This is a genomic window from Aeromonas sp. R6-2 (assembly GCF_040908155.1).
Lineage (GTDB): Bacteria > Pseudomonadota > Gammaproteobacteria > Enterobacterales > Aeromonadaceae > Aeromonas > Aeromonas schubertii.
In genome coordinates this window covers 29,475-54,694 of the sequence record NZ_JBFODE010000026.1, presented here as the reverse complement: position 1 = coordinate 54,694, position 25,220 = coordinate 29,475, and the positions used below count along the sequence as shown (strand labels likewise).

Here is a 25,220-nt window from a genome sequence, read left to right as displayed (position 1 = left end):
TTGAGCTGTATGCCGTTCATGTCACCAGGGAATATCCCTAAGCGGGTGGCGGAGTTGGAGAAACAAGCGGGGCAGTTTGTGTTACCCGATAGGATAGAGCGAAGTTACCCCCGCTGCGTGAAGCCAAGACCGCAGAAGTACAGCGTGAAAAAATCCAATAAAAACAATGCCAGTCAGTCTTAACTGACTGGCATTAGGGCAACTGCCCGGGCTTTTCTATTGCAGCTATGCCCTCAGGGCAACTCGAAGGTCCACTCATCCTTGACGCGGCTAATGGCGTCCACTCGCCGTTTGGCGAGCTGCTCGCGGATCGCCTCCCCCTGATAGCCGGCAGCCACTATCTCCTTCACCGGCACGGTGGCGGCGGCGGCCAGTGCCTCGGCCACATAATCGGGCTGGCTGTAGACCTTCTCCTCAAACCCGGTACGACCGAAGAAATCGGCGCGGCAGGCATCCAGCAGCTGGGCGAAGCGCTCGGGCCTGCGCCAGGCATCCGCCTTGTCAAACACCTTGAGCAGGGTCGCAGGCTTGAGATCGAAGGCGATATGGATATGGGTGTGCAGATCGCTCACCAGCAGGGCCAGATCGCGACAGTCGTTGGGCACCCGCAGCCGCTCGCAGAGGGCACGGATCAGGGGGAGCCCCTTCTGACCGTGACCATGATGGCTCGGCCAGAAGGCCGGCGGAGTGAGCCCTTTACCGAGATCGTGACAGAGGGCGGCGAAGCGAACCGGCAACTCGGGAGAGAGGCGGCACGCCTGATCCAGTACCAGCATGGTGTGCAGGCCGGTATCCACTTCCGGGTGCCACTTGACCGGCGCCGGCACCCCGTAGAGGGCCTCCAGCTCGGGCAGCAACACCTTGAGGGCGCCGCACTCGCGCAGCACCTCGAAGAAGACCCGGGGAGCCGGCCCCAGCAGCACCCGCTCCATCTCCTTCCAGACCCGCTCTGGGGTCAGGTGGGCCAGCTCACCCGCCTCGGTCATTTGGCGCATCAGGGCCAAGGTCTCCGGGGCTATAGTGAACCCCTGGGCATGAAAACGGGCGGCGAAGCGGGCCACCCGCAGTACCCGCAGGGGATCCTCACCAAACGCCGGTGAGACGTGACGCAGCACCCGTAACGCCAGATCCCGCTGGCCGTGGTAGGGGTCTACCAGGGTGCCATCATCGTCTTCGGCAATGGCGTTGATGGTGAGATCCCGACGCAGCAGGTCCTGCTCCAGGGTCACATCGGGGGCGGCGTGGCAGACAAATCCCGTGTAGCCATGCCCCTGCTTGCGCTCGGTGCGAGCCAGGGCATACTCCTCCTGGGTGCGGGGATGGAGGAAGACGGGAAAGTCCCTACCCACCTGCTGATAACCCAGATCCAGCATCTGCTGCACCGTGGCGCCCACCACCACGTGATCCCGATCCCCCTGGGGCAACCCCAGCAGGCGGTCACGCACCGCTCCCCCGACCAGATAGACTCGCAACTTCTTCTCCTTTTCCGTTGACCGGGGGATTATACCCCCTTCATCACGCCCCTTCGATGTGGCTTTGACATCCCACGGCCCGCCCCTGTACCCTGCCGCCCATGGCAATGGAATGAATCCTATGTACACACAATTTTTCGGGCTTGCGGAGGCTCCGTTCTCCATCTCCCCCAACCCCAAGTATCTCTACATGAGCGAGCGTCACGGGGAGGCCCTCGCACACCTGGTCTACGGCCTGCAAGACGGTGGCGGTTTCGTGCTGCTCACCGGCGAGGTCGGCACCGGCAAGACCACCGTCTCCCGCTGCCTGCTGCAACAGCTGCCCGAGGGGACAGAGATCGCCTATATCCTCAACCCCTCCCTGACCGAGCGGGATCTGCTGGCGGCCATCTGCGACGAGTACCGACTCGCTTATGAGCCCGATGCGGGGCTCAAGATCCTGTTCGATCTCATTCGTGACCATCTGCTCGCCAACCTGGCGGCAGGCCGCCGCAGCGTGGTGCTCATCGACGAGGCCCAGCACCTGCTGCCCGACGTCCTCGAACAGCTGCGCCTGCTGACCAACCTCGAGACCGACGAGAAGAAGCTGCTGCAAGTGGTGTTGATAGGTCAGCCGGAGCTGCAGCAGATGCTGCGCCAACCCCTGCTGCGCCAGCTCGCCCAGCGCATCACGGCGCGCTATCACCTGCTGCCCCTGACCCGCAGCGATGTGGACGCCTATGTGCGTTTCCGTCTGCAGATCGCCGGTTGCCTGCAACCCGTCTTCAGCGCCAAGGCGATCACGGCTCTGCATCGCCTCAGTGGCGGCATTCCCCGCCTCATCAACCTGATCTGTGATCGGGCCATGCTGGCTGCCTATGCCCGTGGCGATCACCGCATCAATGCCCGCGACATCGCCCTGGCAGCCTTTGAAGTCACGGGTCAGCGTGACGATGGCAGCTGGGTCAGCACCCTGGGTGTCACCGCTGCCGGCCTGTTGATGCTGGCCGCCGGCTGGTTCGGTTGGCAATACGCCGGCGTGATGCCGGTGCGTCCCGTGGTCAAGGTCGAGGTACCGATCACCGAAGATGAGACCCCGGAGCAGCAGGTCCAACTGGAAGAGGCCATCTCCCAGGCTTACGATCCGGCCCTCGCCCTGCAGAATCTCTACCGGGTCTGGGGCTTCGAGCCCGAGCTCGAAGAGGCGACCTGTGACGAGGCCCCCCGCGCCGGCCTGCGCTGCCTGAATGGCACCGGCACACTGGCTGAGCTCGAGAAGATGCAGCACCCGGCCCAGGTGAGCCTCAAGGACGAACACGGCAACGGTTACTACGCAACCCTGGTCTCCCTCGGTGCCAAGCAGGCCCATCTGCTCATCGGTGAGCAGAGCTGGGACGTGGAGCGCGACTGGCTGACCAAACACTGGGGCGGCGACTACACCCTGCTGTGGCGTCTGCCCAAGGATGGCAGCACCATCATCGGCAACGGCGCCGGCAAGGCCCAGGCCCAGTGGCTGGAGAATGCGGTGAGCAAGGCTCTCAAACAACCCCCGCGCAAGGTGAGCCGTTTCGACGCCGAGCTCAAGCGCAAGGTCGAGCAGTTCCAGAAGTCGGCCGGGCTGGACGTTGACGGCGTGGCCGGCGGCAATACCCTGCTGCGCCTCAACGTCATCGCCGGCGATCCCATGCCCAAGCTGGAGGAGGCCTCCTGATGTCTACCCTGCTCAATGCCCTGCGCCGGGCCGAGACCCCGGTCGGAACACCCCATATTCCGGCCATGGGACTGGCCACACGACCCGAGCCCACCACACCGCGCTGGATCTGGCCCCTGCTGGCCCTGCTCGCCCTGCTGCTGGGGGCGGGTGCCAATTACGGCTGGCACTGGCTCAACAACAAGCCACTCGAGCAGAAGGTAGAGGTCACCCACAAGGTGGTCCCCCCCTTCGTTCGGGTGGAGCCACGCGAGTTTGATACCGAGCCTCTGCCCCCCCCTCTGCCCAAACCCGAACCCAGGGTCAGGACGCCCCAGGGCAGCCCACTACCCACCCTGCCCGGTTATGATCTGAGTGGCGTCTCTCCCGAGCTGGCGCGTCGTTTCGCCCAGGCGGTGGGCAACAGCCAACCCCAGGCCCCCATATCCGAGCCGGCCAACACCGGCAGTGGTGTGCCCTCCCTGGCCACTCTGCCCTATGAAGTGTCGCAGCAGGTACCGCCAATCTCGTACGGATCCCATATCTACTCCTCCAATCCCGCCAAGCGCAGCGTCATCCTCAATGGCCGCGAGCTGCGCGAAGGCGCTCCTCTTGCCCCCGGTGTCGTCATCAAGGGGATAGAGCAGGACGCGCTGATACTGCAGGTCGGCGGCCAACTGGCCAGCCTGAAGGCTCTGCAAGACTGGCATCCCTGATAACGGGGGGCATCCGCCCCCCTTTTTCGATGGACACTCACACGTGAATCACGCGACGTTCGCCAGCCGGGTGCTGGCGTGGTATGAACATTCGGGGCGCAAGACCCTCCCCTGGCAGCAGGAGAAGACCCCCTACCGGGTCTGGATCTCCGAGATCATGCTGCAACAGACCCAGGTCGCCACCGTCATTCCCTACTATGAGCGCTTCATGGCCCGCTTCCCCGATGTGGTTGCCCTGGCCGATGCGCCGGTGGACGAGGTGCTGCATCACTGGACCGGGCTTGGCTACTACGCCCGTGCCCGCAATCTGCACAAGGCGGCGCAGCAGATCCGCGACCGGCACGACGGCCTCTTTCCCGAGCGCATCGAAGAGGTGACCGAACTGCCGGGCATCGGCCGCTCCACTGCCGGCGCCATCCTCTCCTTCTCCCTCGGCCAGCCCCACGCCATCCTGGATGGTAACGTGAAGCGGGTGCTCACCCGCTGGCTGGCCCTGCCCGGCTGGCCCGGCCAGAAGGGGGTGGAGAACCAGCTGTGGGAGCTGACCATTCGCCTCACCCCGCGCCAGGGGGTGCAGCAGTACAACCAGGCCATGATGGATATCGGCGCCACCGTCTGCACCCGCAGCAAACCCAGGTGCGAGCTCTGCCCGCTACAGGCCGATTGCCAGGGGCGTCTGGAGGGGAATCCCACCCGCTATCCGGAAGGCAAACCCAAAAAGAGCACGCCGGTCAGAACGGGTCTCTTCCTGATGCTCAAGCAGAAGGGGGGCGTGCTGCTGGAGCGACGCCCCCCCCAGGGGATCTGGGGCGGCCTCTACTGCTTCCCCCAGTTCGACAACGAGGCCCAGCTCAACGCCAGAGTACGCGAGCTGGACCTGGATCCCGCCGGCTTGCAGGAGCTGGGCGGTTTCCGTCATACCTTCAGCCACTTCCATCTGGATATCCGCCCCTTCCTGCTGGAGGTCGAGGCCCTGCCCTCCCCGCGCCTCATGGAAGGGGATACCACTCTCTGGTATAACTTACGCCAACCCGAAGAGGTGGGACTGGCAGCCGCCACCCGGCGACTGCTCGCCTATCCGGAACTCGCATCATAGAGGTCAATCCATGAGTCGTACCGTTTTCTGTCAGCGTCTGCAAAAGGAGGCCCCTGGCCTCGATTTCCAGCTCTATCCGGGCGAGCTCGGCAAGCGCATCTTCGACAACATCAGCAAGGAAGCCTGGGCCGAATGGCAGAAGAAGCAGGTGATGCTGATCAACGAGAAGAAGCTCAACATGATGAATCTGGAGCACCGTCAGTTCCTCGAACAGGAGATGGTGCAGTATCTGTTTGAAGGGGCCGACGTGCAGATCGACGGCTACACCCCACCCAGCCAGTGATTCAGCCATGATTCGCCGTTTCTGGCCCTTGGCCGGCCTGCTTCTGCTGCTGGCCGGCTGCTCCTCAGCCCCCAAGCCTTCTCCGCAAGACGACGATCTGGTCAACGGCAAGGATGTGCGCGGTTTCGAGCACATGATCAGCGCCCTCTCCCATAACGTGAACGAGCTGTGGGGACGCGAGGCCCTGTTTGCCGGCCGCTTTGACTACGTCAAGTACACGGATCAATACAAGAGCCGGGCTCACATCGACTTCAACGGTGGTCTGATCCAGATTGAGACGGTCTCTACCGTCGATCCCAAGGTTCACCTGCGCCGCGCCATCATAGAGACACTGCTCACCCCGGACGATCCCGCCGAGGTGGATCTCTACTCGGATCGGGAGATCATGCCCGGCACCGATCCCTTCCTCTATGGTCAGGTGCTCGACAACCAGCGTCAGCCAATCCGCTTTCCCTGGCGTGCCGAACGCTACGCAGACCATCTGCTCGCCACCGCCCTCAAGCAGCGTACCCTGGGGATCCGCACCATCTACTACGTGGATATCCCCATGGTGGCGAACCACACGGACCAGCGGGGCTACAAGTATGCCGCCCTGATCCGTGAGGCCTCGCGCAAGTATGGAGTGCCCGAGAGCCTCATCTACGCCGTGATCAAGACAGAGAGCAGCTTCAACCCCTATGCGGTGAGCAACTCCAATGCCTACGGCCTGATGCAGGTGATCCCGGCCACCGCGGGACGCGATGTCTATGTGCGGGTAAAGGGCAAATATGGTCAGCCGACCCGGGAGGATCTCTTCAATCCTGCCTATAACATCGACATCGGCACCGCCTACCTGCACCTGCTGCAAAGCGTCTACCTGGCGGATATCCAGGATCCCCTGTCCCGTCGCTACTCGGTCATCTCCGCCTACAACGGTGGGGCGGGCAATGTACTGCGTACTTTCGCCGACGATCGCAATGCGGCCCCGGGGGTCATCAACCGCCTCTCCCCTCAGGAGGTCTACCAGATCCTCACCGAGCAGCACCCGCTGGCCGAATCCCGCCGCTATCTCTACAAGGTTCATCAGGCCGAACGTAGCTTTAAAGTCTCCCGGTTACGTGCTCCGGGTTGAGCAAGGCGCCCCACGGGGCGCCTCGTTTTTGTCGGCACAAAAAAACGGCAATCCGAAGATTGCCGAGAGGAATGTAGTAAATGCGACCGGGCGTGGGATGAGCGGGCCGCAGGGGAACCTCCCCGGGGAAGGCGAACCTTCTTACAGCAGTCCGGCGATACGCTCCCTCACGTCGGACGGCCACACACCAACCTGCACCTGCCCGATGTGCTCCTTTTGCAGCAGCAACATGGCCAGACGCGATTGTCCAATCCCTCCCCCAATGGTCTGGGGCATGCGACCGGCCAGCAGCGCCTGGTGCCAGTCGTAGGCCAGGCGATCCTCGTCGCCTGTGATGGCGAGCTGACGGCGCAGGGCCTCTGCATCCACCCGGATCCCCATGGAGGAGATTTCAAAGCTGTCTTCGAGTACCGGGTTCCACACCAGGATGTCCCCGTTGAGGCCGGCCAGCCCAGACTCACCCTCGGAGCTCCAGTCGTCGTAGTCCGGGGCCCGCACGTCGTGGCGCTCGCCGTGAGACAGGGCCCCGCCGATGCCGATCAGGAAGACGGCCCCCAGCTCCTTGGCGATGGCGTGCTCACGCCCCTTGGCGTCGAGATCCGGGTAACGGCTCAGCAGCGCTTCGCTGTGCACAAACTGGATCGCCTCGGGCAGGAAGGGGGTGAGCCCATGTTCGGCACAGATGGCACGTTCGGTGGCCTTGATGGCACCCCAGATGGCCTGCACCGTCTCTTTCAGGTAGGCCAGATCCCGGCGATCCTGCGGCATCACCCGCTCCCAGTCCCACTGATCGACGTAGACCGAGTGGATCGGGGAGAGACGGTCCTCATCCGGACGCAGGGCCTTCATGTGGGTGTAGAGTCCCTCGCCCGGCCCGAAGCCAAAACGACCCAGGGTATGGCGCTTCCACTTGGCCAGCGAGTGAACCACCTCGTAGCTCTCTTCGGGCAGTGTCTTCACCTTCACCTGCACCGCCTGTTCGCTGCCGGAGAGATTGTCCTGGGTGCCGTCACCGACACGGCTCAGGATGGGGGCTTGCACCTCCATCAGGCCCAGCTGCTGGGCGAGCTGGCGGGAGAAGATCTCCTTGACCAGGGTGATCTGCTGTTGGCTGCGAATGTAGTGCTGTTTCATGGCGAATCCCTGTTTCAAACTGCGTTGTTGTGTGGATTCTTCAACACAACGGTCATTAAATTCAATATTCAACAACACAAATACGCTTTACGCATTTTTTCATTCAATATAACCTCACCTTTAATATCGAATCGTTAAAGAGCGTTCAAAAAAATGGCGGAAAATTATCGGATCGACAATCTGGATCAGGGCATCCTGGAGGCCCTGATGGAGAACGCGCGCATCCCCTATGCCGAACTGGCCAAGCGCTTCGCGGTGAGCCCGGGCACCATCCATGTGCGGGTCGAGAAGATGAAGCAGGCGGGGATTATCGAAGGGACGCGGGTGCAGGTGAACGCCAAGAGACTCGGCTACGACGTCTGTTGCTTTATCGGTATCAATCTCAAGAGTGCGAAAGACTATCCTTCGGCCCTGGCCAAGCTACAGGCGCTGGATGAGGTGGTGGAGGCTTACTACACCACGGGCCACTACAGCATCTTCATGAAGGTGATGACCCGCTCCATCGATGAGCTGCAGACCGTGCTCATCAACAAGATCCAGACCATCGACGAGATCCAGTCCACCGAGACCCTGATCTCGCTGCAGAATCCCATTCTGAGGGATGTACGCCCCTGATCAGGGCTCCACGTAGGGGATCCCGTGCTTCTCGTAGAGGGCCCTGAGCCGGCCATCCCGCTTCATGCGTAGCAACTCGGCATCGTAGGCCTGCATCAGGGCAGGGGTCTGATCATCGGCGCGCGCCTTGCACCAGGCGTTGAAGTAGGGGCTCGACTTGAAGGGATGGGGCAGATAGTCCACCTTGCCCTCCATCCCCTCGGCATGGATCTGGGCGAAGGCCGTCACCAGCGGCATGGGCACCACATCGATACGCTTCATCACCAGCTTGCGCAGCTGCAGATCGTTCATGGTCACCATCTGCACCCGCCAGGCGGGATCATCTGCGATGGCATTGATCTCGGGGGTGTAGGCGTAGTCCCGTGTCAGGCCGATACGCCAGGGCTTGAGATCCGAGAGACGATCATAGCGAATACTCCCTGCGTCCTCCTTGCGCACGAAGAAGTGCCAACTGTGACGCAAATGGGATTGCTGGGGATAGATGAGATAGCTCTCCCGCTCCGGCTTGTAGGAGTGAGTGAAGACCATGTCGTAGACACCGATCTCGGCATTGCGGGTGAGGCGCGCCCCCGAGTCGGTCAGCTCGACCCGAAAAGGCTGTTTGAGGGCTGCAAACAGGGTGGCCAGAATATCCACATCCAACCCCGCCGGCTCCCCCTTCTCGTTTAAATATTTGAGGGGCGCCTCCAGAGTGCCACCCACCACCAGGGTCTTGGCCGACAGCCAGGGGGAAAGCAGCATGAGGAGTAACAGGAGGCGCATCATGGCGCTAGTCCATAGCGTGCCAACAGGCGGCGGTACTCGGCGGTTTTCTTGAAACGGACAAGCTCTTCAGAAAAACGCACCGCCAGGCGATCGTGACCCGGCTTGTGTGTAAAACCGAGGAAGTTGCGGTTATCCGTGGTGATGGTACGGGGGCTGTGGGTGATCTCGCCACCCAGTTCGAGCTGCCCGAGCCAGTAGGCGCCGACCCACTGGTTGAGCACGACCCCGTCCAGTCGCCTCTCCCGCAGCAGCTGCAACTGCTTGGGAACATTCTTCTCCCCCGTCATGGGCACCCGCTCAAAACCGGTCGCCGACAAAAACTCATGACCATAGGCGTAGTCCGCCTGCACGCCGATCCGCTTTCCCGCCAACGAGGCCGGCCCCTGGTAATCGATGTAGGCATCACGACGGGAGAAGAGCACCTCACCGCTGCGCGAGAGCGGCTCTGACGGGTAATAGACCCAACTCTCCCGCTCTTTCTCGTAGAAGATGTCAACCACCGCATCGCCCTTGGCCTGCCTGGCCTCGAGCAATACCCGCTTCCAGGGAAGTTGGCGTACTTCGACCCCGTAGCCCATTCGCTTGAGCACGACGCGGGCCAACTCCAGATCGGCGCCATCCCCATCGCGCTCCCGCTCTGCCATCACATAGGGGGGCCAGGGCTCGGTCAGCAAGACCAACGAGGGCTCACTCGCCCATGCGCCCCACATCCAGCAAAGTCCCACACATCCCAACCACTTCTTTCCCATACCCGATCCCTGGCAGGCGACACAACCTTCAGCCTATCTCAAAACTCCCCATAAAAAAAAGGAGGCCGATGGCCTCCTTACCTCACTCGGGGTCCCGATCACAGGGCCTTGAGGATTGCCTCGACGCTGGCCTTGGCATCGCCAAACAGCATCTGGGTGTTTTCCTTGAAGAAGAGCGGGTTCTGTACGCCGGCATAGCCGGTGTTCATGGAGCGCTTGAAACCGATGACGGTCTGCGCCTTCCACACTTCCAGTACCGGCATGCCGGCGATGGGGCTGCCCGGGTCTTCCATGGCGGCCGGGTTAACGGTGTCGTTGGCTCCGATCACCAGCACCACGTCGGTATCGGCGAAGTCTTCGTTGATCTCGTCCATCTCCAGCACGATGTCATACGGCACTTTCGCTTCGGCCAGCAGCACGTTCATATGGCCCGGCAGACGACCGGCCACCGGGTGAATACCGAAGCGCACCTTGATGCCGCGATCGCGCAGCTTCTGGGTGATCTCGGCCACCGGATACTGGGCCTGTGCCACCGCCATGCCGTAGCCCGGGGTGATGATGACAGAGCCCGCGCCCTTGAGCAGCTCGGCCACGTCCTCGGCACTGGTCTCGCGGTACTCGCCCATCTCCTGGTCGCTACTGGAGGCGACGCCGTCGGAGCCGAAGCCACCGGCGATCACCGAGATGAAGGAGCGGTTCATCGCCTTGCACATGATGTAGGAGAGGATGGCACCGGAAGAGCCCACCAGGGCACCGGTCACGATCAGCAGGTCATTGGATAGCATAAAGCCCGCCGCCGCCGCCGCCCAACCGGAGTAGGAGTTGAGCATGGAGACCACCACCGGCATGTCGGCGCCGCCGATGCTGGCCACCAGGTGCCAACCGAAGGCAAACGCGATCAGGGTCATGATCAGCAGGGCAGTGGTGGAGCCACCGACCTTGACGAAATAGACCATCAGAGCCAGGGAGACCAGCACGGCCAGCAGGTTCAGCTTGTGACGGTGCGGCAGCATCAGCGGCTTGGAGGAGATGAGACCACGCAGCTTGCCGAATGCCACCACGGAGCCGGTGAAGGTCACGGCACCGATGAAGACGCCGAGGAACACTTCCACCAGGTGGATGTTGAGCATGGCACCGGTCAGGTGCTCGGCCTGGGCAGCCTGGGCAGCCTGCTCGAAGGCGGCACGGGCGGCGGCCAGGGTGGCATCCAGGTTGGAGCCGACGCTCACTACCACTTCGGCCGGGGCGGCCGGGTGCAGATCGATGAAGCTGTTAAAGCCCACCAGCACGGCCGCCATACCGACGAAGCTGTGCAGCACGGCCACCAGCTCGGGCATCTCGGTCATCTCGACCTTGAGGGCCAGACGCACGCCGATGGCACCGCCGATCACCATGGCCAGGATGATCCAGTGCACACCACTGGTCTCCGGGTTGAAGATGGTGGCCAGCAGGGCGATGGCCATACCGGCGATACCGAACAGGTTGCCATGCTTGGCCGTCTCTTGCTTCGACAGTCCCGCGAGACTGAGGATGAAGAGCACGGCGGCAACGATATAGGATGCTGTTACCAATCCTTGAGACACGTTAAACCCCCTTAATCCTTACGGAACATCTTCAGCATGCGCTGAGTAACGGTGAAGCCACCGAAGATGTTGATACTGGCAATCAGCACGGCGATAAACGACAGCCCGGTCACCAGGGCCGACCCTTGACCGATCTGCAGCAGGGCGCCGACCACGATAATGCCGGAGATGGCATTGGTCACCGACATCAGCGGGGTGTGCAGGGCGTGGGAGACGTTCCACACCACGTAGTAACCGACCACGCAGGAGAGCACGAAGACGGTGAAGTGGGAGAGGAACTCTGCCGGCGCGACCGAGGCAATCCAGCCGAAGGCGGCGATACCGAGCGCTCCCCAGACAAACTTCTTGTTGGAGGGCTTGGCCTCCTCCTTCTTGGCGGCCGGCTTGGCGGCGGCAGGCTTCTGCGGCGCGGCAGAGACCGAGATGGCGGGGGGCGGGAAGGTCACTTCACCGGCCTTGATGACGGTCATGTTGCGCATGACAACGTCCTCGAAGTCGATGACGGCGTTACCATCCTTCTCCTTGCACATCAGCTTCATCAGGTTCACCAGGTTGGTGCCGTAAAGCTGGGAGGACTGGGCCGGCAGACGACCCGGCAGATCGGTGTAACCGATCACCTTGACGCCGCTCTCGGTGACGTGCAGCTCGCCCGGCACCGTGTATTCGCAGTTACCGCCGGTGGCGGCCGCCAGGTCGACGATGACCGAGCCCGGTTTCATGCTGTCGACCATCTCTTTGGTGATCAGCTTCGGCGCCGGCTTGCCCGGAATCAGGGCGGTGGTGATGATGATGTCCACTTCCTTCGCCTGCTCGGCGAAGAGGGCCATCTCGGCCGCGATAAACTCGTCAGACATCACCTTGGCGTAACCGTCTGAGGAGGAGCCATCCTCGCCGCCGAAGTCCAGCTTGAGGAACTCCCCACCCATGGACTCGATCTGCTCGGCCACTTCCAGACGGGTATCGAAGGCACGCACGATGGCACCGAGGGAGCCAGCGGCACCGATGGCAGCCAGACCGGCCACACCGGCACCGATGACCAGCACCTTGGCAGGGGGAACCTTACCGGCAGCGGTGATCTGACCGGTAAAGAAGCGGCCAAACTCGTGAGCGGCTTCCACCACGGCACGGTAGCCACCGATGTTGGCCATGGAGGAGAGGGCGTCGAGGGCCTGGGCACGGGAGATCCGCGGCACCATGTCCATCGCCATCACATTGATGTTGCGCTGGGAAAGCTTCTCGACCAACTCGGGATTCTGGGCCGGCCAGATGAAGCTGACGAGGGTAGCCCCCTCTTTGATCAGCGCAATCTCGGCGTCGGTCGGCGCATTGACCTTGAAGATCAGGTCGGCGTTCCAGACGCTCTCGGCCACCTCTGCCCCCGCAGCCACAAACGCGGCATCATCGAAGCTGGAGAGGCGACCGGCGCCGCTCTCTACCACCACCTCGAAGCCGAGCTTTTTCAGCTGCTCGACGGTGGCCGGGGTCGCGGCGACCCGGGTTTCACCGGCGAGACTCTCTCTCGGTATTCCAATCTGCATGACTATTCCCTGATGGTTATTAAATAATCGCAACCTTGCGCCTGTTTGATGACACAAACAGGCTCGGCCCAGCGCAGGCCGACAAGTGTTTTGTTAAGAAAATCAGTGGCAGGCACGACAACATCCTGTTACTGCCCCTCCCCCGCTTTTCCGGTGCGAACGTGATTAGTATCAAATTTTGGAGTTTTATGACAACCGGACCTTCTCCCCCCCCTGTACAGATTTCGAACCGGGGCACCCTTCGCACCAAAAAAACAAACTACATGAATCACTTATAACAAAGCGATTGACTGAATCGAGAACTCCAACCAGTCAAAAAAATTATTTTTGGCGGCCTCTAGCTTAGCGTTTTTTGTTATTACAAAAGTGGTCACTGGCCACGTTCTCGCCATCAAGTCTCAAAAAACAACACTTTTGTAACAGATGCGACCCCGTCGTCCGCCTGTCATGGCGTACGCGGGGTCCAGTGAGTCGTCCCTGTGGAAACGAGGCAGCCGGTTAGCGCGCCGCCTCATAAATATGCCGGCTCAGTGCCAGAGTGACCTTCCCCTGCTCGCCGAGGGCGGTATAACCGCGCGCCTCCAGCTTGGCCAGCATGGTCTCGATGTCCGGCTGCTCGATGCCGTAGTCGCGCAGCCGGGTCGGCACCCCCATGCGCTCGAAGAAGGCGCGGGTGGCGGCGATGGCGCCATCGATGCGCTCGGCCTCGCTGCCGTCGCGCAGATCCCACACCCGCTCGGCGTACTGCAGCAGCTTGGCGCGCTTGCTGTCGCGCTGCGCATCCAGCATCACAGGCAGCACCACCGCCAGGGTCTGGGCATGGTCCAGGCCGTGCCGGGCGGTCAGCTCATGGCCCAGCATGTGGGTAGACCAGTCATGGGGCACACCGGCACCAATCAGGCCGTTGAGGGCCAGGGTAGCGCTCCACATGATGTTGGCGCGCACCGCGTAGTTGTCGGGCTCGGCCAGCGCCTTGGGGCCTTCCTCCAGCAGGGTCAGCAGCAGCCCCTCGGCGAAGCGATCCTGCACCTTGGCATCGACCGGGTAGGTGATGTACTGCTCGATGACATGCACGAAAGCATCCACCACGCCGTTGGCCACCTGACGCGCCGGCAGTGTGTAGGTGAGCACCGGATCGAGCACGGCGAAGCGCGGTATGACAAAGGGAGAGAAGAAGTGCTGCTTGTCACCGGTGCTCTTGCGGGTGATGACGGCCCCCATGTTCATCTCGGAGCCGGTGGCCGGCAGGGTGAGCACGGCGCCAAGCGGGATGGCGCCTTGCACCTCGCCGCCGACGGTCTCCAGGATGTGCCAGGGGTCCTTGTCGGCCGCGTAGGGCGCCGCCGCCGCGATAAACTTGGTGCCGTCCAGCACAGAGCCGCCACCGACTGCCAGCAGGAAGTCGATACGCTCGGCGCGGGCCAGGGCTACCGCCCCCATCAGGGTCTCGTAGGAGGGGTTGGGTTCGATGCCGCCGAACTCGAACAGGGTCATGCCACTCAGGGCCTCGCGGATGCGGGTCAGCACGCCGGTGCGCAGCACGCTGCCGCCGCCATAGGTGATGAGGACGCGAGCATCGGACGGGATCTGATCGCGCAGGGCGGCGATCTGCCCCTCACCGAACAGGACCTTGGTCGGGGTGTGCAACATAAAGTTGTTCATGGGATCTCCTCGCTGGGAACAACCGAAACAGGATTTGTTGCATTTTTCTCCCAAACGCATCTACCATCAAGGCAACTTCCTGCCTATATATTGCCTATTCCTACTGAACTTAGAGAAATGAGCACAGTCAAGCGAATGACACACCAGTCGACCCTGGCCAGCCGCCTCTGCGCCCTGGCTCCCGGCCAGGGCATCACGCCGGCTCCGGTACCCGGGGTGCACCTCATCTACACCACCGAGCACCACGACCGCATCCCTGTGCTCTACCGGCCGCGCATGATCATCATCCTGCAGGGACACAAGGTGGGCTATCTCTCGGACTTCACCTTCCGCTACGACCCCAAGCACTACCTGATGATGACCCTGCCACTGCCGTGCGAGTGCGAATGCTTTGCCTCTCCCGAGCAACCTCTGGTGGGCCTCTCCATCGATATCGACATGGCCGCCCTGCAGGAGTTGTTGCTGGAGATGGGGGACGCCGTGCCGACCCCGATGGCCGACCCGGGACGCGGCGTGCTCTCGGTCCCCCTCTCCGAGATCATGCTGTGCGCCGTCGAGCGGCTCATCGAGGTGATGGACAAACCCTTGCATGCCCGGGTGCTGGGCCCCCAGATAGTGCGCGAGATCCTGTTCCATGCCCTGCACGACGGTGGCGGTCCCGCTCTGCTCGCCCTCGCCAGCCGCCACAGTCAATTGGGCCAGATAGCCCGGGTGCTGCGTATCATGGAGCAGCGCTTCACCGAGAGCCTGACCGTGGAGGAGCTCGCCCGGGAGGCCAACATGAGCGTGTCGGCCTTCCATCACCACTTCAAGGCGGCCACCGCAACCTCACCCTTGCAGTACATCAAGACCCTGCGCCTGCACAAGGCGCGCCTGATGATGCTCAACGACGGCCTCAAGGCCGGGGTAGCGGCCGGGCGGGTCGGCTATGAGAGCGGCTCCCAGTTCAGCCGCGAGTACAAGCGTTTCTTCGGCGACACCCCGAGCGAGCACACCTCTCGTTATCGCGAAGGGCAAATGAACATAGTGGAGGGATAATATGCGCGCACCGCTCCTGGCTTTTCTGCTCCTGGCTTTTCTGCTCCTGCTGACCGCAGCCTGCACCGGCATTCCCGAGGGGCAACAGGTGGTCAAGCCCTTCCACCTCGAGCGCTACCTCGGCACCTGGTTCGAGATTGCCCGCCTCGAACACGGCTTCGAGCGGGACCTCCATCGGGTCACCGCCACCTATAGCCTGCGCGGCGATGGCGGGGTCAGGGTGATCAACCGCGGCCAGGCGCCCGATGGCAGCTGGCGCGAGGCCGAGGGACGCGCCTACTTCGTGGGGGCGCAGGACGAGGGACGCCTCAAGGTGAGTTTCTTCGGCCCCTTCTACGGCAGCTACAACGTGCTGGCGACGGACTATGACCTCGCCCTGGTGAGCAGCTACAACCTGCAGTACCTGTGGATCCTGTCGCGCTCTCCGACCCCCGCCAGGGAAAAGGTGCAGGCCCTGGTCGAGCAGGCCCGCACCCTCGGCTTCGACACCGGTGCCCTCATCTGGGTCGAGCAGAACCCAGTCCCACCCGGCTGATCCCTCATGAAGCAGGGCGGCCACTGGCCGCCCTGTTTCACTCATACACCCCCCTTACAGGCGAAAACGTCCCACCTCTGCCGCCAGCTGTTCGGTAAGCTGACGCAGAGCCGCCGCCTGCTCGGCCTCCTGCCGGGCCTGCTCGGCAAAGCCATGGGCCACGGTGCGGATATTCTCGGTATTGCGGCTGATCTCGGCGGTCACCGAAGTCTGCTCCTCGGCGGCCGTCGCTATGTGGGTCACCATGTCACTGATGGAGCCGATCGCCTCGTTGATGCGCACCAGGCTGTCGTTGGCAGCATTGGCATCCTCCACGCTGGTACCGGCAAGGTCGCGGCTGGTCTCCATGCCACCGACCGCCCGCCGGGTGGTCTGCTGCAGGGTCTCGATCATCCCCTGGATCTCGGCCGTGCTGGCGTGAGTGCGCTGGGAGAGCACCCGCACCTCGTCCGCCACTACCGCAAAGCCGCGTCCCTGCTCCCCGGCCCTGGCCGCCTCGATGGCGGCGTTGAGGGCCAGCAGATTGGTCTGCTCGGCGATACCGCTGATGGTGGCAAGAATGGAGCTTATCTGCTGGGCATGCTGGTCGAGTTCGGTGATCACCTGACCGGCGCCCCCCACCTCGTCCGCCAGACTGTTGATGCTGGTGCGGCTCTGGCCCACCTGGCCCTGCCCCTGCTGGGCCAACTTGACCGCATCACCGGCCGTGCTGGCCGCATATTCGGCGTTGCCGGCAATCTCCTGGGTTGCCGAGGCCATCTCGGTGACGGCGGTGGCGACCATGACGATCTCGTCCTGCTGCTGCTTGACCTGACGCGCCCGTCCCTCGGCCCCGGCGGCCTGCAAACGCGACTGCTCGGCCAGCGCCGTGGCCACATCACGCAGGCGGCTGACGATACCGTGCAGGCGAGAGACAAACTGGTTGAAGCTGCGCGCCAGCTGACCCACTTCGTCCTGACTGCGGGTCTCGATCTGCACAGTGAGGTCCCCCTCACCGTGAGCGATATCGGCCAACGCCCTGGAGACCCGGCCGAGATCGGCGAACAGGTAGTTGAAGATGGCGATCAAGAGCGCCCCGAACACCAGCAGCAACACCAGGGTCAGCCCCACCAACTGCCACAGCAGGGTGGTGAGGGGGGCGTGCAGCACATCCTTGTACATCACCATGGCAAGTAGCCAGTCGCTGTTGGGCACGGCCTGTACCGAGATAAGAACCTCCCGTCCATCCAGGGTTGCCTGCTGCAACACCTGCTCCTGACTCCAGCGCCTGAATCCGGCGCCGGAGAGGCCGGGAGCCAGCTCGCTGACCTGCTTGAGGGCGAGATCCTTCTGCGGATGGCCGACGATGAGGCCACTGCTGTCCAGCAGCATGGCGTAGCCCTCCCCCTGCACCTTCATGGCCAGCACCTCGTCGATCAGCTTGTCCAGCGCCAGGTTGGCACCTACGGCGCCGATGATCTTGCCCTGATGACGTACCGGCTCGGCCAGGGTCACCACCAGCTTCTGCATGGTGACGCTCACATAGGGAGCGGTCACGATCTGCTGACCGGCCTTCACCGCATCCTGGTACCAGGGACGCGCGCGCGGATCATAATCCCCCTTGTTGAGGGAGGGATCATTGCGTGTCATGACCCCCTGCGCCGAACCGAAGTAGGCGAGACCAAACCCTCCCGAGGTGAGAGCCTGCTGCAGATGAGGCACCAGCGCACTGTCGGGATCGGCGGCAATCACGTTAACCAGCGCACTGACTGTCTGGCGGCGATCCGCCATCCACTCCCCCACTCCGGAGGCATAGGCGTGCCCATAGTTGACGGCTTCACTCTGGATAGAGGCGAGGGTTCGACTCTTGAGGGTCTGGAAGGCGACCACGCCGAGCAGGGAGGCCACCAGTAAAACGACACCCAAGCTGGTGGCGAGCAGCTTGCCGCGTAGAGAGAGAGTCATGACACAGCTCCTTGTTACGATGACAGGAGGAAAATACCCCCATATGGTTAATGGCTATCGGCATCGTCAAAGAGGGACTTTAGTGAAGCCAGCTAATAACTGATTGGTCAGGAGTGAAGGGCGAAGATCGCCGGGGCAAAAGGAAGGGCAGGCAACCATTACTGACAATTTAACGGCTACTTTTGGTGTGCCGGCCCGCCCCGAGTGGGTATAGTGCGCAAGAACATGTAAAACAAAAACAGGAATAGTAAACATGAGCAACACCATCACTCTGCAAGGCCAGCCTGTCGAGGTCGCCGGCCACTTCCCCGCCGTCGGTGAGCAGGCCACTGCCTTTACCCTGGTCGGCAAGGATCTGGCTGACGTCACCCTGGCCAGCTTCGCCGGGCAACGCAAGATCCTGAATATCTTCCCGAGCGTCGATACTCCGGTCTGTGCCACCTCGGTACGCAAGTTCAATGCCGAGGCGAGCGCCCTGAACAACGCCGTCGTCCTCTGCATCTCCGCCGATCTGCCCTTCGCCCAGGCCCGTTTCTGTGGCGCCGAGGGGCTGGACAAGGTCATCACCCTCTCCACCCTGCGCGGTGCCAACTTCATGGAGCAGTACGGTGTCGCCATCGCCTCCGGCCCTCTGGTCGGCCTCACCGCCCGCGCCCTGCTGGTGCTGGACGAGCAGGACAAGGTGCTGCACGCCGAACTGGTTAGCGAAGTGACCCAGGAGCCAAACTACGCCGCCGCCCTGGCTGCCCTCGCCTGATATCCCGGTGGGCCCTGCCGGGCCCACCCCATTTTGACCGGGAGGCTATGCTCAACAGAGCCGTTAGCCGAGGTCCAAGCCGTGTATCCACTCCTGCTGTTGCTACTGCTTCTCGCCCCCAGGCTGGAGGCGGCCGAGCTCACCCTCACCCTGCCCGCCTTCGAGGATGGCTCTCATCGCTACTACCACGCGCTGTTGCAAGAGTCCCTTGCGGACACCGGCGTCACCCTGACCATACGCCAACCCTTCGCCCATCTCCCCCAGAAACGCCTGCAGCGGCTGGTCGCGGATAACCAGATAGATCTGCTCTGGATGCTGCAGAGCGCAGAGCGGGATCGCCTGCTGACCCCGGTCCGGATAGACCTGACCCGGGGGCTCATCGGGCAGCGGGTGCTGCTCATTCCGAAAGGGGATGCCAAGAGTTATGAGGGGGTCAGGGATCTGGCGTCGTTTCGCGCCTTGGGCAAGGTGGGGGGATTGGGCGCCGGCTGGTATGACGAACGGGTATGGCAGGCGAATCGGCTTCCCTATCACGTGCGGGACGGGGAGTGGCGCCAGCTCTTTACCATGCTCACCCCGGATCGGGGCATCAACTACTTCTCTCGGGGCGTCAACGAGGTCCAATCAGAGGCGGCGCGCTACCCGGCCCTCGAGATAGAGCCGGGACTATTGCTGGTCTATCACAGAGACTTTCGCTTCTATCTCTCGCCGGCCGCCGCCAAGTACCGGGATACACTGGAACACGCCTTGAGCCAGGCCGAGCGCAGCGGCCTGATGGACAAGTTGCTGGATCATTACTTTCGACAATACCTCAAGCCACTGCGGCTGGAGCAGAGAGTGCGTCTCGAGCTGGAAGCTCCCGAATAGGGTGCCGCCACGAGGGCGGCACCTGAACTCAGCGGGTCACCATGTTACGAATTCGCTCGGCGCGCTCCTCGGCAGACAGCTCGCTGGGAGGGGGTACCAGCAGGCCACGCTGCACCGCCTCACGCTCACCGATCCGGGCCAGCCACCCTTGCAGGGCGCCAAGGCCCGAGATATCGATACCGCTCCACTCGTGGATACGCACCCAGGGGAAGGTGGCGATATCGGCAATGCTGTACTCCTCACCGGCCAGGTAGGGGTGCTGCTCCAATTGTCCATTCATCACCTCGAACAGACGACGCCCCTCTTTTTGGTAACGCTCGATGGCCGCCGGAATCTTCTCGGGGAAATAACGGTAGAAGACGTTGGCCTGCCCCATCATGGGGCCTACGCCACTCATCTGGAACATGAGCCACTGGATCACCTGTGAACGGGCCTTGGGATCGCCGGGCAGCAGCTTGCCACTCTTCTCGGCCAGGTAGAGCAGTATGGCCCCCGACTCGAAGACGGCGAAGTCACCGTTATCGGTGTCGATGATGGCCGGAATGCGCCCGTTGGGGTTGATGGCCAGAAACGCCGGCTGTTTCTGATCCAGCCGCGACAGATCGAGCGGGTGGACCCGATAGTCAATCCCCATCTCTTCCAGGGCGATGGCCACCTTGTGCCCATTCGGGGTGGCAGCGGTATAGAACTCAATCATAAGAGGCTCCTCGGTTCGATGGCATTAGCCCAGGGCCGCGATGGCGGGACGGGCATGAAGTGTCTGGTACCAGCGGCTCAAGTTGGGGTAACGCCCCTCAATTTCGATCTCCAGCCGCTGACGGCAGAAATCGAGCAACACATAGCCCGTGATATCCGCCACGCTGAAGCGATCGATGGCCACGTATTCCCGTCCATCCATGCGGGCCTCGAGGCGGGGTAGCAGCTCCTCGAGGCGCGCTCTGGACTCCACCCCCCAGGCTTCGACACAGCGCTCCCGATCCCGGAAGAAGCCGGTCAGGTTTCTAAAGGCCTGAAAGGCAACCATGATCCCCTCCAGCTCCAGGATGCGGTTCCACATCTCCACCTGGCCCTGCTCCAACGCTGTGTCACCAAACAGGCTCGAAGCACGGGGAGAGCCGGCATCGAAGAAGCGGCAGATGGCCATGGTCTCACACAGACAGGTGCCGTCGTCGAGCTCCAGCATGGGAATACGACCATTGACGCTCTTGGCCCGAAACTCGGGTTTCAGGTTGTCACCACTGCGCAGATCTACCTGCGATCTGGGCACTTCTATCCCCATTTCGGCCAGGAAGATGCTGACTCGACGGGCGCTCGGCGTGGGGGCCAGTTCATGGATTATCATGTGCTCTCTCTTTTTCTGAACGATCAGTTAGGTTAACCTAACGCATAACGGAACGAACGGTCAACAATGACGTTCACCCCTTCATGAGCGAGAGAGTACGATGGCAAGAAGTTGTAATTTTTGCAGAGATGAGAAACTGGAGCAGGCCATGGAGCTCTTCTGGCAGAAGGGGTATGAGGGCACCTCGGTGGCCGATCTGGTTAATCACCTCGGCATCAACCGCTTCAGCCTCTACAACAGTTATGGCGACAAGCTGACCCTCTATCGGGAGACGCTGCGTCACTACCTCTACACCCGGGGACTACCGGGGCTGGCTCGGCTCGAATCGGATCAGGGGACCCTGGACGATCTGCTCGAGCTGGTGGAGGCCTTCGCCGCCAAGCAGAAGGCGCAGAAATACGGCTGCTTCATGCAAAATGCAGTGCTGGAGCGCGGTGTGGCGGATGAAGAGGTGACACGGATCGCCAGCGAACTGCTTACGGCGCTCAACCACGCTTTCGCCAAGGTGCTTGGCCGCACCCTCCCCAGCGAGCGGGCCACTGCCCTGGCCGCCTATCTGGTGATGCAGCTACAGGGAATTCGGGTGCTGGGTAAGGCGGGTCAGTTCGAGCTGCTGGAAAGTGCCCTCCATGTGCTGCGCGAACAGATCCTAAGCTGGAGAACCTGATACACCTCCACGGTCGGAGCCACCCGGTGCACCTGATAAAAGCCAGGGCCGCCCAACGGCGGCCCATCTCTCACATCCTCGACTCAGCGAACCCGCGCCAACGCGGTATTGACCCTCAGGTTGCTCGCCTCCAGCCCGGGCTGCTGGCCGTAGAAGTCAAACTCCAGCTCGACCCCTGGGCGAAACAGCAGGCAGTGTGTTGAGCCGCCGAAGTGGAACATGCCGAGCAAATCCCCCTTCTCGACCCGCTGGCCCTCGCGCACCATCACCTCGCAGCTCGACACCTCGGCCATTCCCACCGGCACCACGCACATCAGACCGATGCGCGGGTTGTCCGCCTCGATGAAGATGAGGGCGCGGGTAGCCACCGCGGTAAGGAAGGGCTGGGACTGGTTGGGGGCGCTCGGATCGGCCCCCGCCGGGTTGGCGAAGCCCTGGTAGCGGTTGGCCAGGTAGTAACTGCCGTTGACCACCTTGACCGAACGTACGGTGCCGCTCACCGGGCTGTGCCAACGGTGATAGCTGAGGGCACTCAGGAACGCCTGGTAGACGGTACCGCCGACGAACCCGGCGGCGCCAGGATCGAAGTCGAGCAGGTTGTCGAGGGAGTAGTGCTGCCCCTTGAGCCAGAACGCCTCCTGACGCTGTACCCTCTTCACGACTTGCAGGGGAGCAGACTCACAGGCGTTGACGATGACAGCGTCGTCATCCGGCGCCGACACTGGACGAACGCCGGATCGGAAAGTACGGGTGAAGAAGTCATCCCAGCTGGCGAAGCCTTCATACTCGGCCTCCGGCGTGCAGTGAAAGATCTCCTCGAACTGCGCCGGCGTCGGGTTCTCCCCTGCCCCCAGAGCACCACGTGCCACCGCCACCATCTGCGACTTGGCCAGCGCCCCCAGCCAGGGAACGATCAGGGTCTGCCGATCGAGGGGACTTACCGACTCGGTCAGCACATAACGGGAGGCGGGGCTTTGCAGGAACTCGGCCCAGTAGGCAAGCACCTTCTTTAACTGCTGATTGACGAGCGTGTTGGCAAAGAAGCCGTAACCTGCGGCCGTGGCCATGGGCCAGTTGAGCAAGGCATTGATGGGAAAACCGATGAGGCCGGACGGCTCCTGGGTCTGCAGATCCTGATAGGCCTCGGGGGCCGTGGTCATGATGCCGTTGAGCAGCAGCAGGAACTCGGCGAAGCTGCGCACCTCGACTTGACCAAGCGGGGTCAGGTGCTGGTGCTGCCAGGCCTCCTCGAACATGGCCTCGGCCTGCCGGTACAGGGCCGGGTCCCCCTCCACCAGCGCCTTGAGCTCGGCCACCGGCGCCACCAGCGGGCGCGGGTGATGGGTCACCGCGTGGCGCAGGCGCTGTACCCAGCGCTCGACATGAGTCTGATCCTTGGGCATCCAGCCACCGGCATGGGCCGGATTCCGATGCATCTCCACTGCCTTGTTCATGGGTCGCTCTCCTTGGGTATCACGCCCTCGCCTGCCCGACAGCACAAACGCCAGAGCGAGGGCAACGCAGCAAGGTGTAGCACAGGAGATCATCGACCGCGATTGACAGAAGCGGCAGCGACAGGCGCTGGAAGAGACGCTGGAGCGGGAGACAGAAAGCGAAAAGCCGGCACTAGGCCGGCTTTTCTTGAAGAAATGGCAGGGGCGGCAGGACTCGAACCCGCAACCATCGGTTTTGGAGACCGCTGTTCTACCAATTGGAACTACGCCCCTGCAGAGAACGAGGCGAATTATACAAAGCGCAGACCAAAGGTAAAGGCTTTTTTCTCCCTCTTTGCACCGTTTGCACAAAGTTACGCCGTTCCGTCCTATTTTCCCCATTTAAGAGAGATAAGCTGCTGATTTTATGGCCGGCTTATCCCTGTGGGGTGGGCAAGCCACGGCTTTGGGAGTAGGGTAGGAAAAGCTGCCGGGAGGGAGGCAAACATGCTTAATTACAGGCTGCTGCAACAGCTGGCACCGCTCAACTTTCGCGATGAGACCCAAACCGAGACACTGGCCGACTATCTGATCCGGGTCGGTCCACTGCTACCCGGCATTCCCCCCAATCTGCTGGCCCAATGGATCTACCGCCACTGGCGTGGCTTCGAATCCAACTGGAGCTTTATCGATCTCTCCCGGATCGAGGTTCTCCCCGCCTGGCTCGACCTCGATATCATCTGCCGCGACATCAACACCCGGCATATGGAGGTGGTCGAACGCTGGAGCGAGATGCTGCGCAGCAATCGCTATGTGCGTCGCTCCTGGCTGGCAGAGTACATGTTGACTCAGGGTACCTGGCCCGAACCCATCATAGTGCTGGCCCCTGACGAGGGAGACCACTACCCGGACGGTACGCCCATGCCCCGCCCCTATGCCCTGCTGGAGGGACATCACCGGCTCGCCTATCTGCGCTGCCTGGCACAGGAGAATCATCCCCTGCAGAGTCGCCATGCGGTGTGGATTTGTCGGCCCGTTGTCGACAGCAAAACGTTTGCCCAACCCAAAATCGACCATTGAAATAATGTTTTGACAAGGATTTTTTCGCCACTATAATCCTTCCGATTTTGCTCAGGGTCTGGTTATGTTATCGCCAATAATGCATCAATTCAGCGTCGCCCCCTTCGGTGCCCAGCACCGCAACGGCGCCGTTTTTATTGGCTCCCGACCCGCAGATCCCCAATTTTTTTTGAAAAAAGCCCCTGTTTCAGGGGCTTTTTTTTTGCCCCCCACCTCAGTCAAAGGGAATGCAGACGATGACCAATCCACTCTATAAGAAACACGTCATCTCCATCTCCGACCTGACCCGGTCCGAGATGGAACTGGTGGTCGAAACCGCACAACGGTTGAAGGCCGACCCGAACCGCCGCCTGCTGCAAGACAAGCTGATCGCCAGCTGCTTCTTCGAGCCCTCCACCCGCACCCGCCTCTCCTTCGAGACTGCGGTGCAGCGCCTCGGTGGTAACATCATCGGCTTCGCCGATGGTGGCAACACCAGCGCCAAGAAAGGGGAGACGCTGGCCGACTCCCTGAAGATCATCGGCTCCTATGCAGATGCCATCGTGATGCGCCACCCCCGTGAGGGCGCAGCCCGGGTTGCCTCCGAGTTCTCTTCCGTGCCGGTCATCAATGGCGGTGACGGCGCCAACCAGCATCCGACCCAGACCCTGCTCGATCTCTTCACCATCCACGAGACGCAAGGGCGCCTGGACAACCTCAACATCGCCTTCGTCGGGGACCTCAAGTACGGCCGCACCGTGCACTCCCTGGCCCAGGCCCTGAGCCTGTTCAACTGCCGCTTCTTCTTCATCTCTCCCGAAGCCCTGGCCATGCCCGAGTACATCTGCGAGGAGCTGGAAGAGAAGGGGATCCCGTTCAGCGTGCACGAGACCATGGAAGAGGTGATGCCCGAGCTCGACGTCCTCTATATGACCCGGGTACAGAAGGAGCGCTTCGACGAGACCGAGTACAAGCACATGGCCGCCAAGTTCATTCTGGATGTACCGACCCTGGAGGGCGCCAAGCCGACCATGAAGATTCTCCACCCCCTGCCGCGGGTCGACGAGATCACGGTCGCGGTCGACAAGACACCGCACGCCGCCTACTTCGAGCAGGCTGAGAACGGCGTCTACGCACGCCAGGCCCTGCTGTCACTGGTACTGAACGAAACTGTCTGAGGGGAAG

At 62.2% G+C, this 25,220-nt stretch carries 24 protein-coding genes, 1 tRNA gene and 1 pseudogene; 14 read left to right on the top strand and 12 right to left on the bottom strand.

Annotation, left to right across the window (positions count from 1 at the left end):
• A pseudogene (locus tag AB5Y48_RS03670) lies at positions 1 to 183 on the top strand (IS4 family transposase); the annotation flags it as partial.
• 50 nt (positions 184 to 233) lie between these two features.
• On the opposite strand, the gene AB5Y48_RS03665 reads toward AB5Y48_RS03670, so the two are convergent.
• A complete protein-coding gene (locus AB5Y48_RS03665; protein WP_224160321.1) occupies positions 234 to 1,472 on the bottom strand; it encodes a multifunctional CCA addition/repair protein in 1,239 nt (412 codons plus the stop codon).
• A 121-nt stretch (positions 1,473 to 1,593) separates the two neighbouring features.
• On the opposite strand from AB5Y48_RS03665, the gene AB5Y48_RS03660 reads away from it, so the two are divergent.
• The 5 genes from AB5Y48_RS03660 to mltC are packed head-to-tail and all read left to right on the top strand — an operon-like array spanning position 1,594 to position 6,347.
• Positions 1,594 to 3,162 (top strand): ExeA family protein, encoded by a 1,569-nt coding sequence (locus AB5Y48_RS03660; protein ID WP_136612792.1) that lies wholly within the window; start codon positions 1,594 to 1,596, stop codon positions 3,160 to 3,162.
• Complete coding sequence (gene gspB / locus AB5Y48_RS03655; protein WP_368163769.1) at positions 3,162 to 3,857, top strand: type II secretion system assembly factor GspB; 696 nt, start codon at positions 3,162 to 3,164, stop codon at positions 3,855 to 3,857. The genes AB5Y48_RS03660 and gspB overlap by 1 nt, the downstream gene beginning before the upstream one ends.
• 43 nt (positions 3,858 to 3,900) lie before the next feature.
• Entirely contained in the window at positions 3,901 to 4,953 is a 1,053-nt protein-coding gene (mutY, locus tag AB5Y48_RS03650) for an A/G-specific adenine glycosylase (protein ID WP_368163768.1), read from the top strand.
• A 10-nt stretch (positions 4,954 to 4,963) separates the two neighbouring features.
• The gene (locus AB5Y48_RS03645) at positions 4,964 to 5,236 is read left to right on the top strand and encodes an oxidative damage protection protein (protein WP_050667753.1); all 273 of its coding nucleotides are present in this window, start codon (positions 4,964 to 4,966) and stop codon (positions 5,234 to 5,236) included.
• A 7-nt stretch (positions 5,237 to 5,243) separates the two neighbouring features.
• Entirely contained in the window at positions 5,244 to 6,347 is a 1,104-nt protein-coding gene (mltC, locus tag AB5Y48_RS03640; RefSeq protein ID WP_368163767.1) for a membrane-bound lytic murein transglycosylase MltC, read from the top strand.
• A 141-nt stretch (positions 6,348 to 6,488) separates the two neighbouring features.
• On the opposite strand, the gene asnA is transcribed toward mltC, so the two are convergent.
• Positions 6,489 to 7,481, bottom strand: coding sequence for an aspartate--ammonia ligase (asnA, locus tag AB5Y48_RS03635; protein ID WP_060583899.1), 993 nt, complete (start codon positions 7,479 to 7,481; stop codon positions 6,489 to 6,491).
• Positions 7,482 to 7,634: 153 nt separating this feature from the next.
• Between asnA and asnC the strand changes: the two genes are divergently transcribed.
• Entirely contained in the window at positions 7,635 to 8,096 is a 462-nt protein-coding gene (gene asnC / locus AB5Y48_RS03630; RefSeq protein WP_050667756.1) for a transcriptional regulator AsnC, read from the top strand.
• Here the strand turns inward: asnC and AB5Y48_RS03625 are convergent, their stop codons facing one another.
• The 5 genes from AB5Y48_RS03625 to yqhD form a co-directional block, all read right to left on the bottom strand.
• Entirely contained in the window at positions 8,097 to 8,858 is a 762-nt protein-coding gene (locus AB5Y48_RS03625) for an ABC transporter substrate-binding protein (protein ID WP_060588204.1), read from the bottom strand.
• Positions 8,858 to 9,541, bottom strand: coding sequence for an ABC transporter substrate-binding protein (locus AB5Y48_RS03620; protein WP_224160318.1), 684 nt, complete (start codon positions 9,539 to 9,541; stop codon positions 8,858 to 8,860). The genes AB5Y48_RS03625 and AB5Y48_RS03620 overlap by 1 nt, the downstream gene beginning before the upstream one ends.
• Before the next feature lie 167 nt (positions 9,542 to 9,708).
• Complete coding sequence (pntB, locus tag AB5Y48_RS03615; RefSeq protein ID WP_060583896.1) at positions 9,709 to 11,193, bottom strand: Re/Si-specific NAD(P)(+) transhydrogenase subunit beta; 1,485 nt, start codon at positions 11,191 to 11,193, stop codon at positions 9,709 to 9,711.
• A gap of 11 nt (positions 11,194 to 11,204) precedes the next feature.
• Positions 11,205 to 12,731 (bottom strand): Re/Si-specific NAD(P)(+) transhydrogenase subunit alpha, encoded by a 1,527-nt coding sequence (pntA, locus tag AB5Y48_RS03610; protein WP_050667760.1) that lies wholly within the window; start codon positions 12,729 to 12,731, stop codon positions 11,205 to 11,207.
• A gap of 498 nt (positions 12,732 to 13,229) precedes the next feature.
• Positions 13,230 to 14,393 carry an alcohol dehydrogenase gene (gene yqhD / locus AB5Y48_RS03605; protein ID WP_368163766.1) on the bottom strand — a complete coding sequence of 388 codons (1,164 nt, stop codon included), beginning with the start codon at positions 14,391 to 14,393 and terminating at the stop codon, positions 13,230 to 13,232.
• A 135-nt stretch (positions 14,394 to 14,528) separates the two neighbouring features.
• On the opposite strand from yqhD, the gene AB5Y48_RS03600 reads away from it, so the two are divergent.
• Together AB5Y48_RS03600 and AB5Y48_RS03595 are read left to right on the top strand one after the other, a co-directional pair.
• Positions 14,529 to 15,431 (top strand): AraC family transcriptional regulator N-terminal domain-containing protein, encoded by a 903-nt coding sequence (locus AB5Y48_RS03600; protein ID WP_368163771.1) that lies wholly within the window; start codon positions 14,529 to 14,531, stop codon positions 15,429 to 15,431.
• A 1-nt stretch (position 15,432) separates the two neighbouring features.
• Positions 15,433 to 15,966, top strand: coding sequence for a lipocalin family protein (locus tag AB5Y48_RS03595; protein WP_368163765.1), 534 nt, complete (start codon positions 15,433 to 15,435; stop codon positions 15,964 to 15,966).
• 54 nt (positions 15,967 to 16,020) lie between these two features.
• Here the strand turns inward: AB5Y48_RS03595 and AB5Y48_RS03590 are convergent, their stop codons facing one another.
• Positions 16,021 to 17,910: a methyl-accepting chemotaxis protein gene (locus AB5Y48_RS03590; RefSeq protein ID WP_136612785.1), complete on the bottom strand. Its 1,890-nt coding sequence runs from the start codon at positions 17,908 to 17,910 to the stop codon at positions 16,021 to 16,023.
• A 253-nt stretch (positions 17,911 to 18,163) separates the two neighbouring features.
• On the opposite strand from AB5Y48_RS03590, the gene tpx reads away from it, so the two are divergent.
• Complete coding sequence (gene tpx, locus AB5Y48_RS03585; RefSeq protein WP_050667765.1) at positions 18,164 to 18,667, top strand: thiol peroxidase; 504 nt, start codon at positions 18,164 to 18,166, stop codon at positions 18,665 to 18,667.
• Between the two features lie 81 nt (positions 18,668 to 18,748).
• Positions 18,749 to 19,534: a hypothetical protein gene (locus AB5Y48_RS03580; protein ID WP_224160314.1), complete on the top strand. Its 786-nt coding sequence runs from the start codon at positions 18,749 to 18,751 to the stop codon at positions 19,532 to 19,534.
• Between the two features lie 28 nt (positions 19,535 to 19,562).
• Here the strand turns inward: AB5Y48_RS03580 and AB5Y48_RS03575 are convergent, their stop codons facing one another.
• Entirely contained in the window at positions 19,563 to 20,231 is a 669-nt protein-coding gene (locus tag AB5Y48_RS03575) for a glutathione S-transferase family protein (RefSeq protein WP_050667767.1), read from the bottom strand.
• Between the two features lie 24 nt (positions 20,232 to 20,255).
• On the bottom strand, positions 20,256 to 20,876 hold the full coding sequence (locus AB5Y48_RS03570; protein WP_050667768.1) for a glutathione S-transferase family protein: 621 nt from the start codon (positions 20,874 to 20,876) through the stop codon (positions 20,256 to 20,258).
• Positions 20,877 to 21,024: 148 nt separating this feature from the next.
• Between AB5Y48_RS03570 and AB5Y48_RS03565 the strand changes: the two genes are divergently transcribed.
• The gene (locus AB5Y48_RS03565; protein ID WP_368163764.1) at positions 21,025 to 21,543 is read left to right on the top strand and encodes a TetR/AcrR family transcriptional regulator; all 519 of its coding nucleotides are present in this window, start codon (positions 21,025 to 21,027) and stop codon (positions 21,541 to 21,543) included.
• A gap of 83 nt (positions 21,544 to 21,626) precedes the next feature.
• Here the strand turns inward: AB5Y48_RS03565 and AB5Y48_RS03560 are convergent, their stop codons facing one another.
• On the bottom strand, positions 21,627 to 22,997 hold the full coding sequence (locus AB5Y48_RS03560; protein ID WP_368163763.1) for a phosphatidylserine decarboxylase family protein: 1,371 nt from the start codon (positions 22,995 to 22,997) through the stop codon (positions 21,627 to 21,629).
• Between the two features lie 196 nt (positions 22,998 to 23,193).
• Positions 23,194 to 23,270, bottom strand: a tRNA-Trp gene (locus tag AB5Y48_RS03555).
• A gap of 213 nt (positions 23,271 to 23,483) precedes the next feature.
• Between AB5Y48_RS03555 and AB5Y48_RS03550 the strand changes: the two genes are divergently transcribed.
• Complete coding sequence (locus tag AB5Y48_RS03550; protein ID WP_050667771.1) at positions 23,484 to 24,056, top strand: hypothetical protein; 573 nt, start codon at positions 23,484 to 23,486, stop codon at positions 24,054 to 24,056.
• Positions 24,057 to 24,292: 236 nt separating this feature from the next.
• Entirely contained in the window at positions 24,293 to 25,213 is a 921-nt protein-coding gene (gene pyrB, locus AB5Y48_RS03545) for an aspartate carbamoyltransferase (protein ID WP_050667772.1), read from the top strand.
• Positions 25,214 to 25,220: the final 7 nt, after the last annotated feature.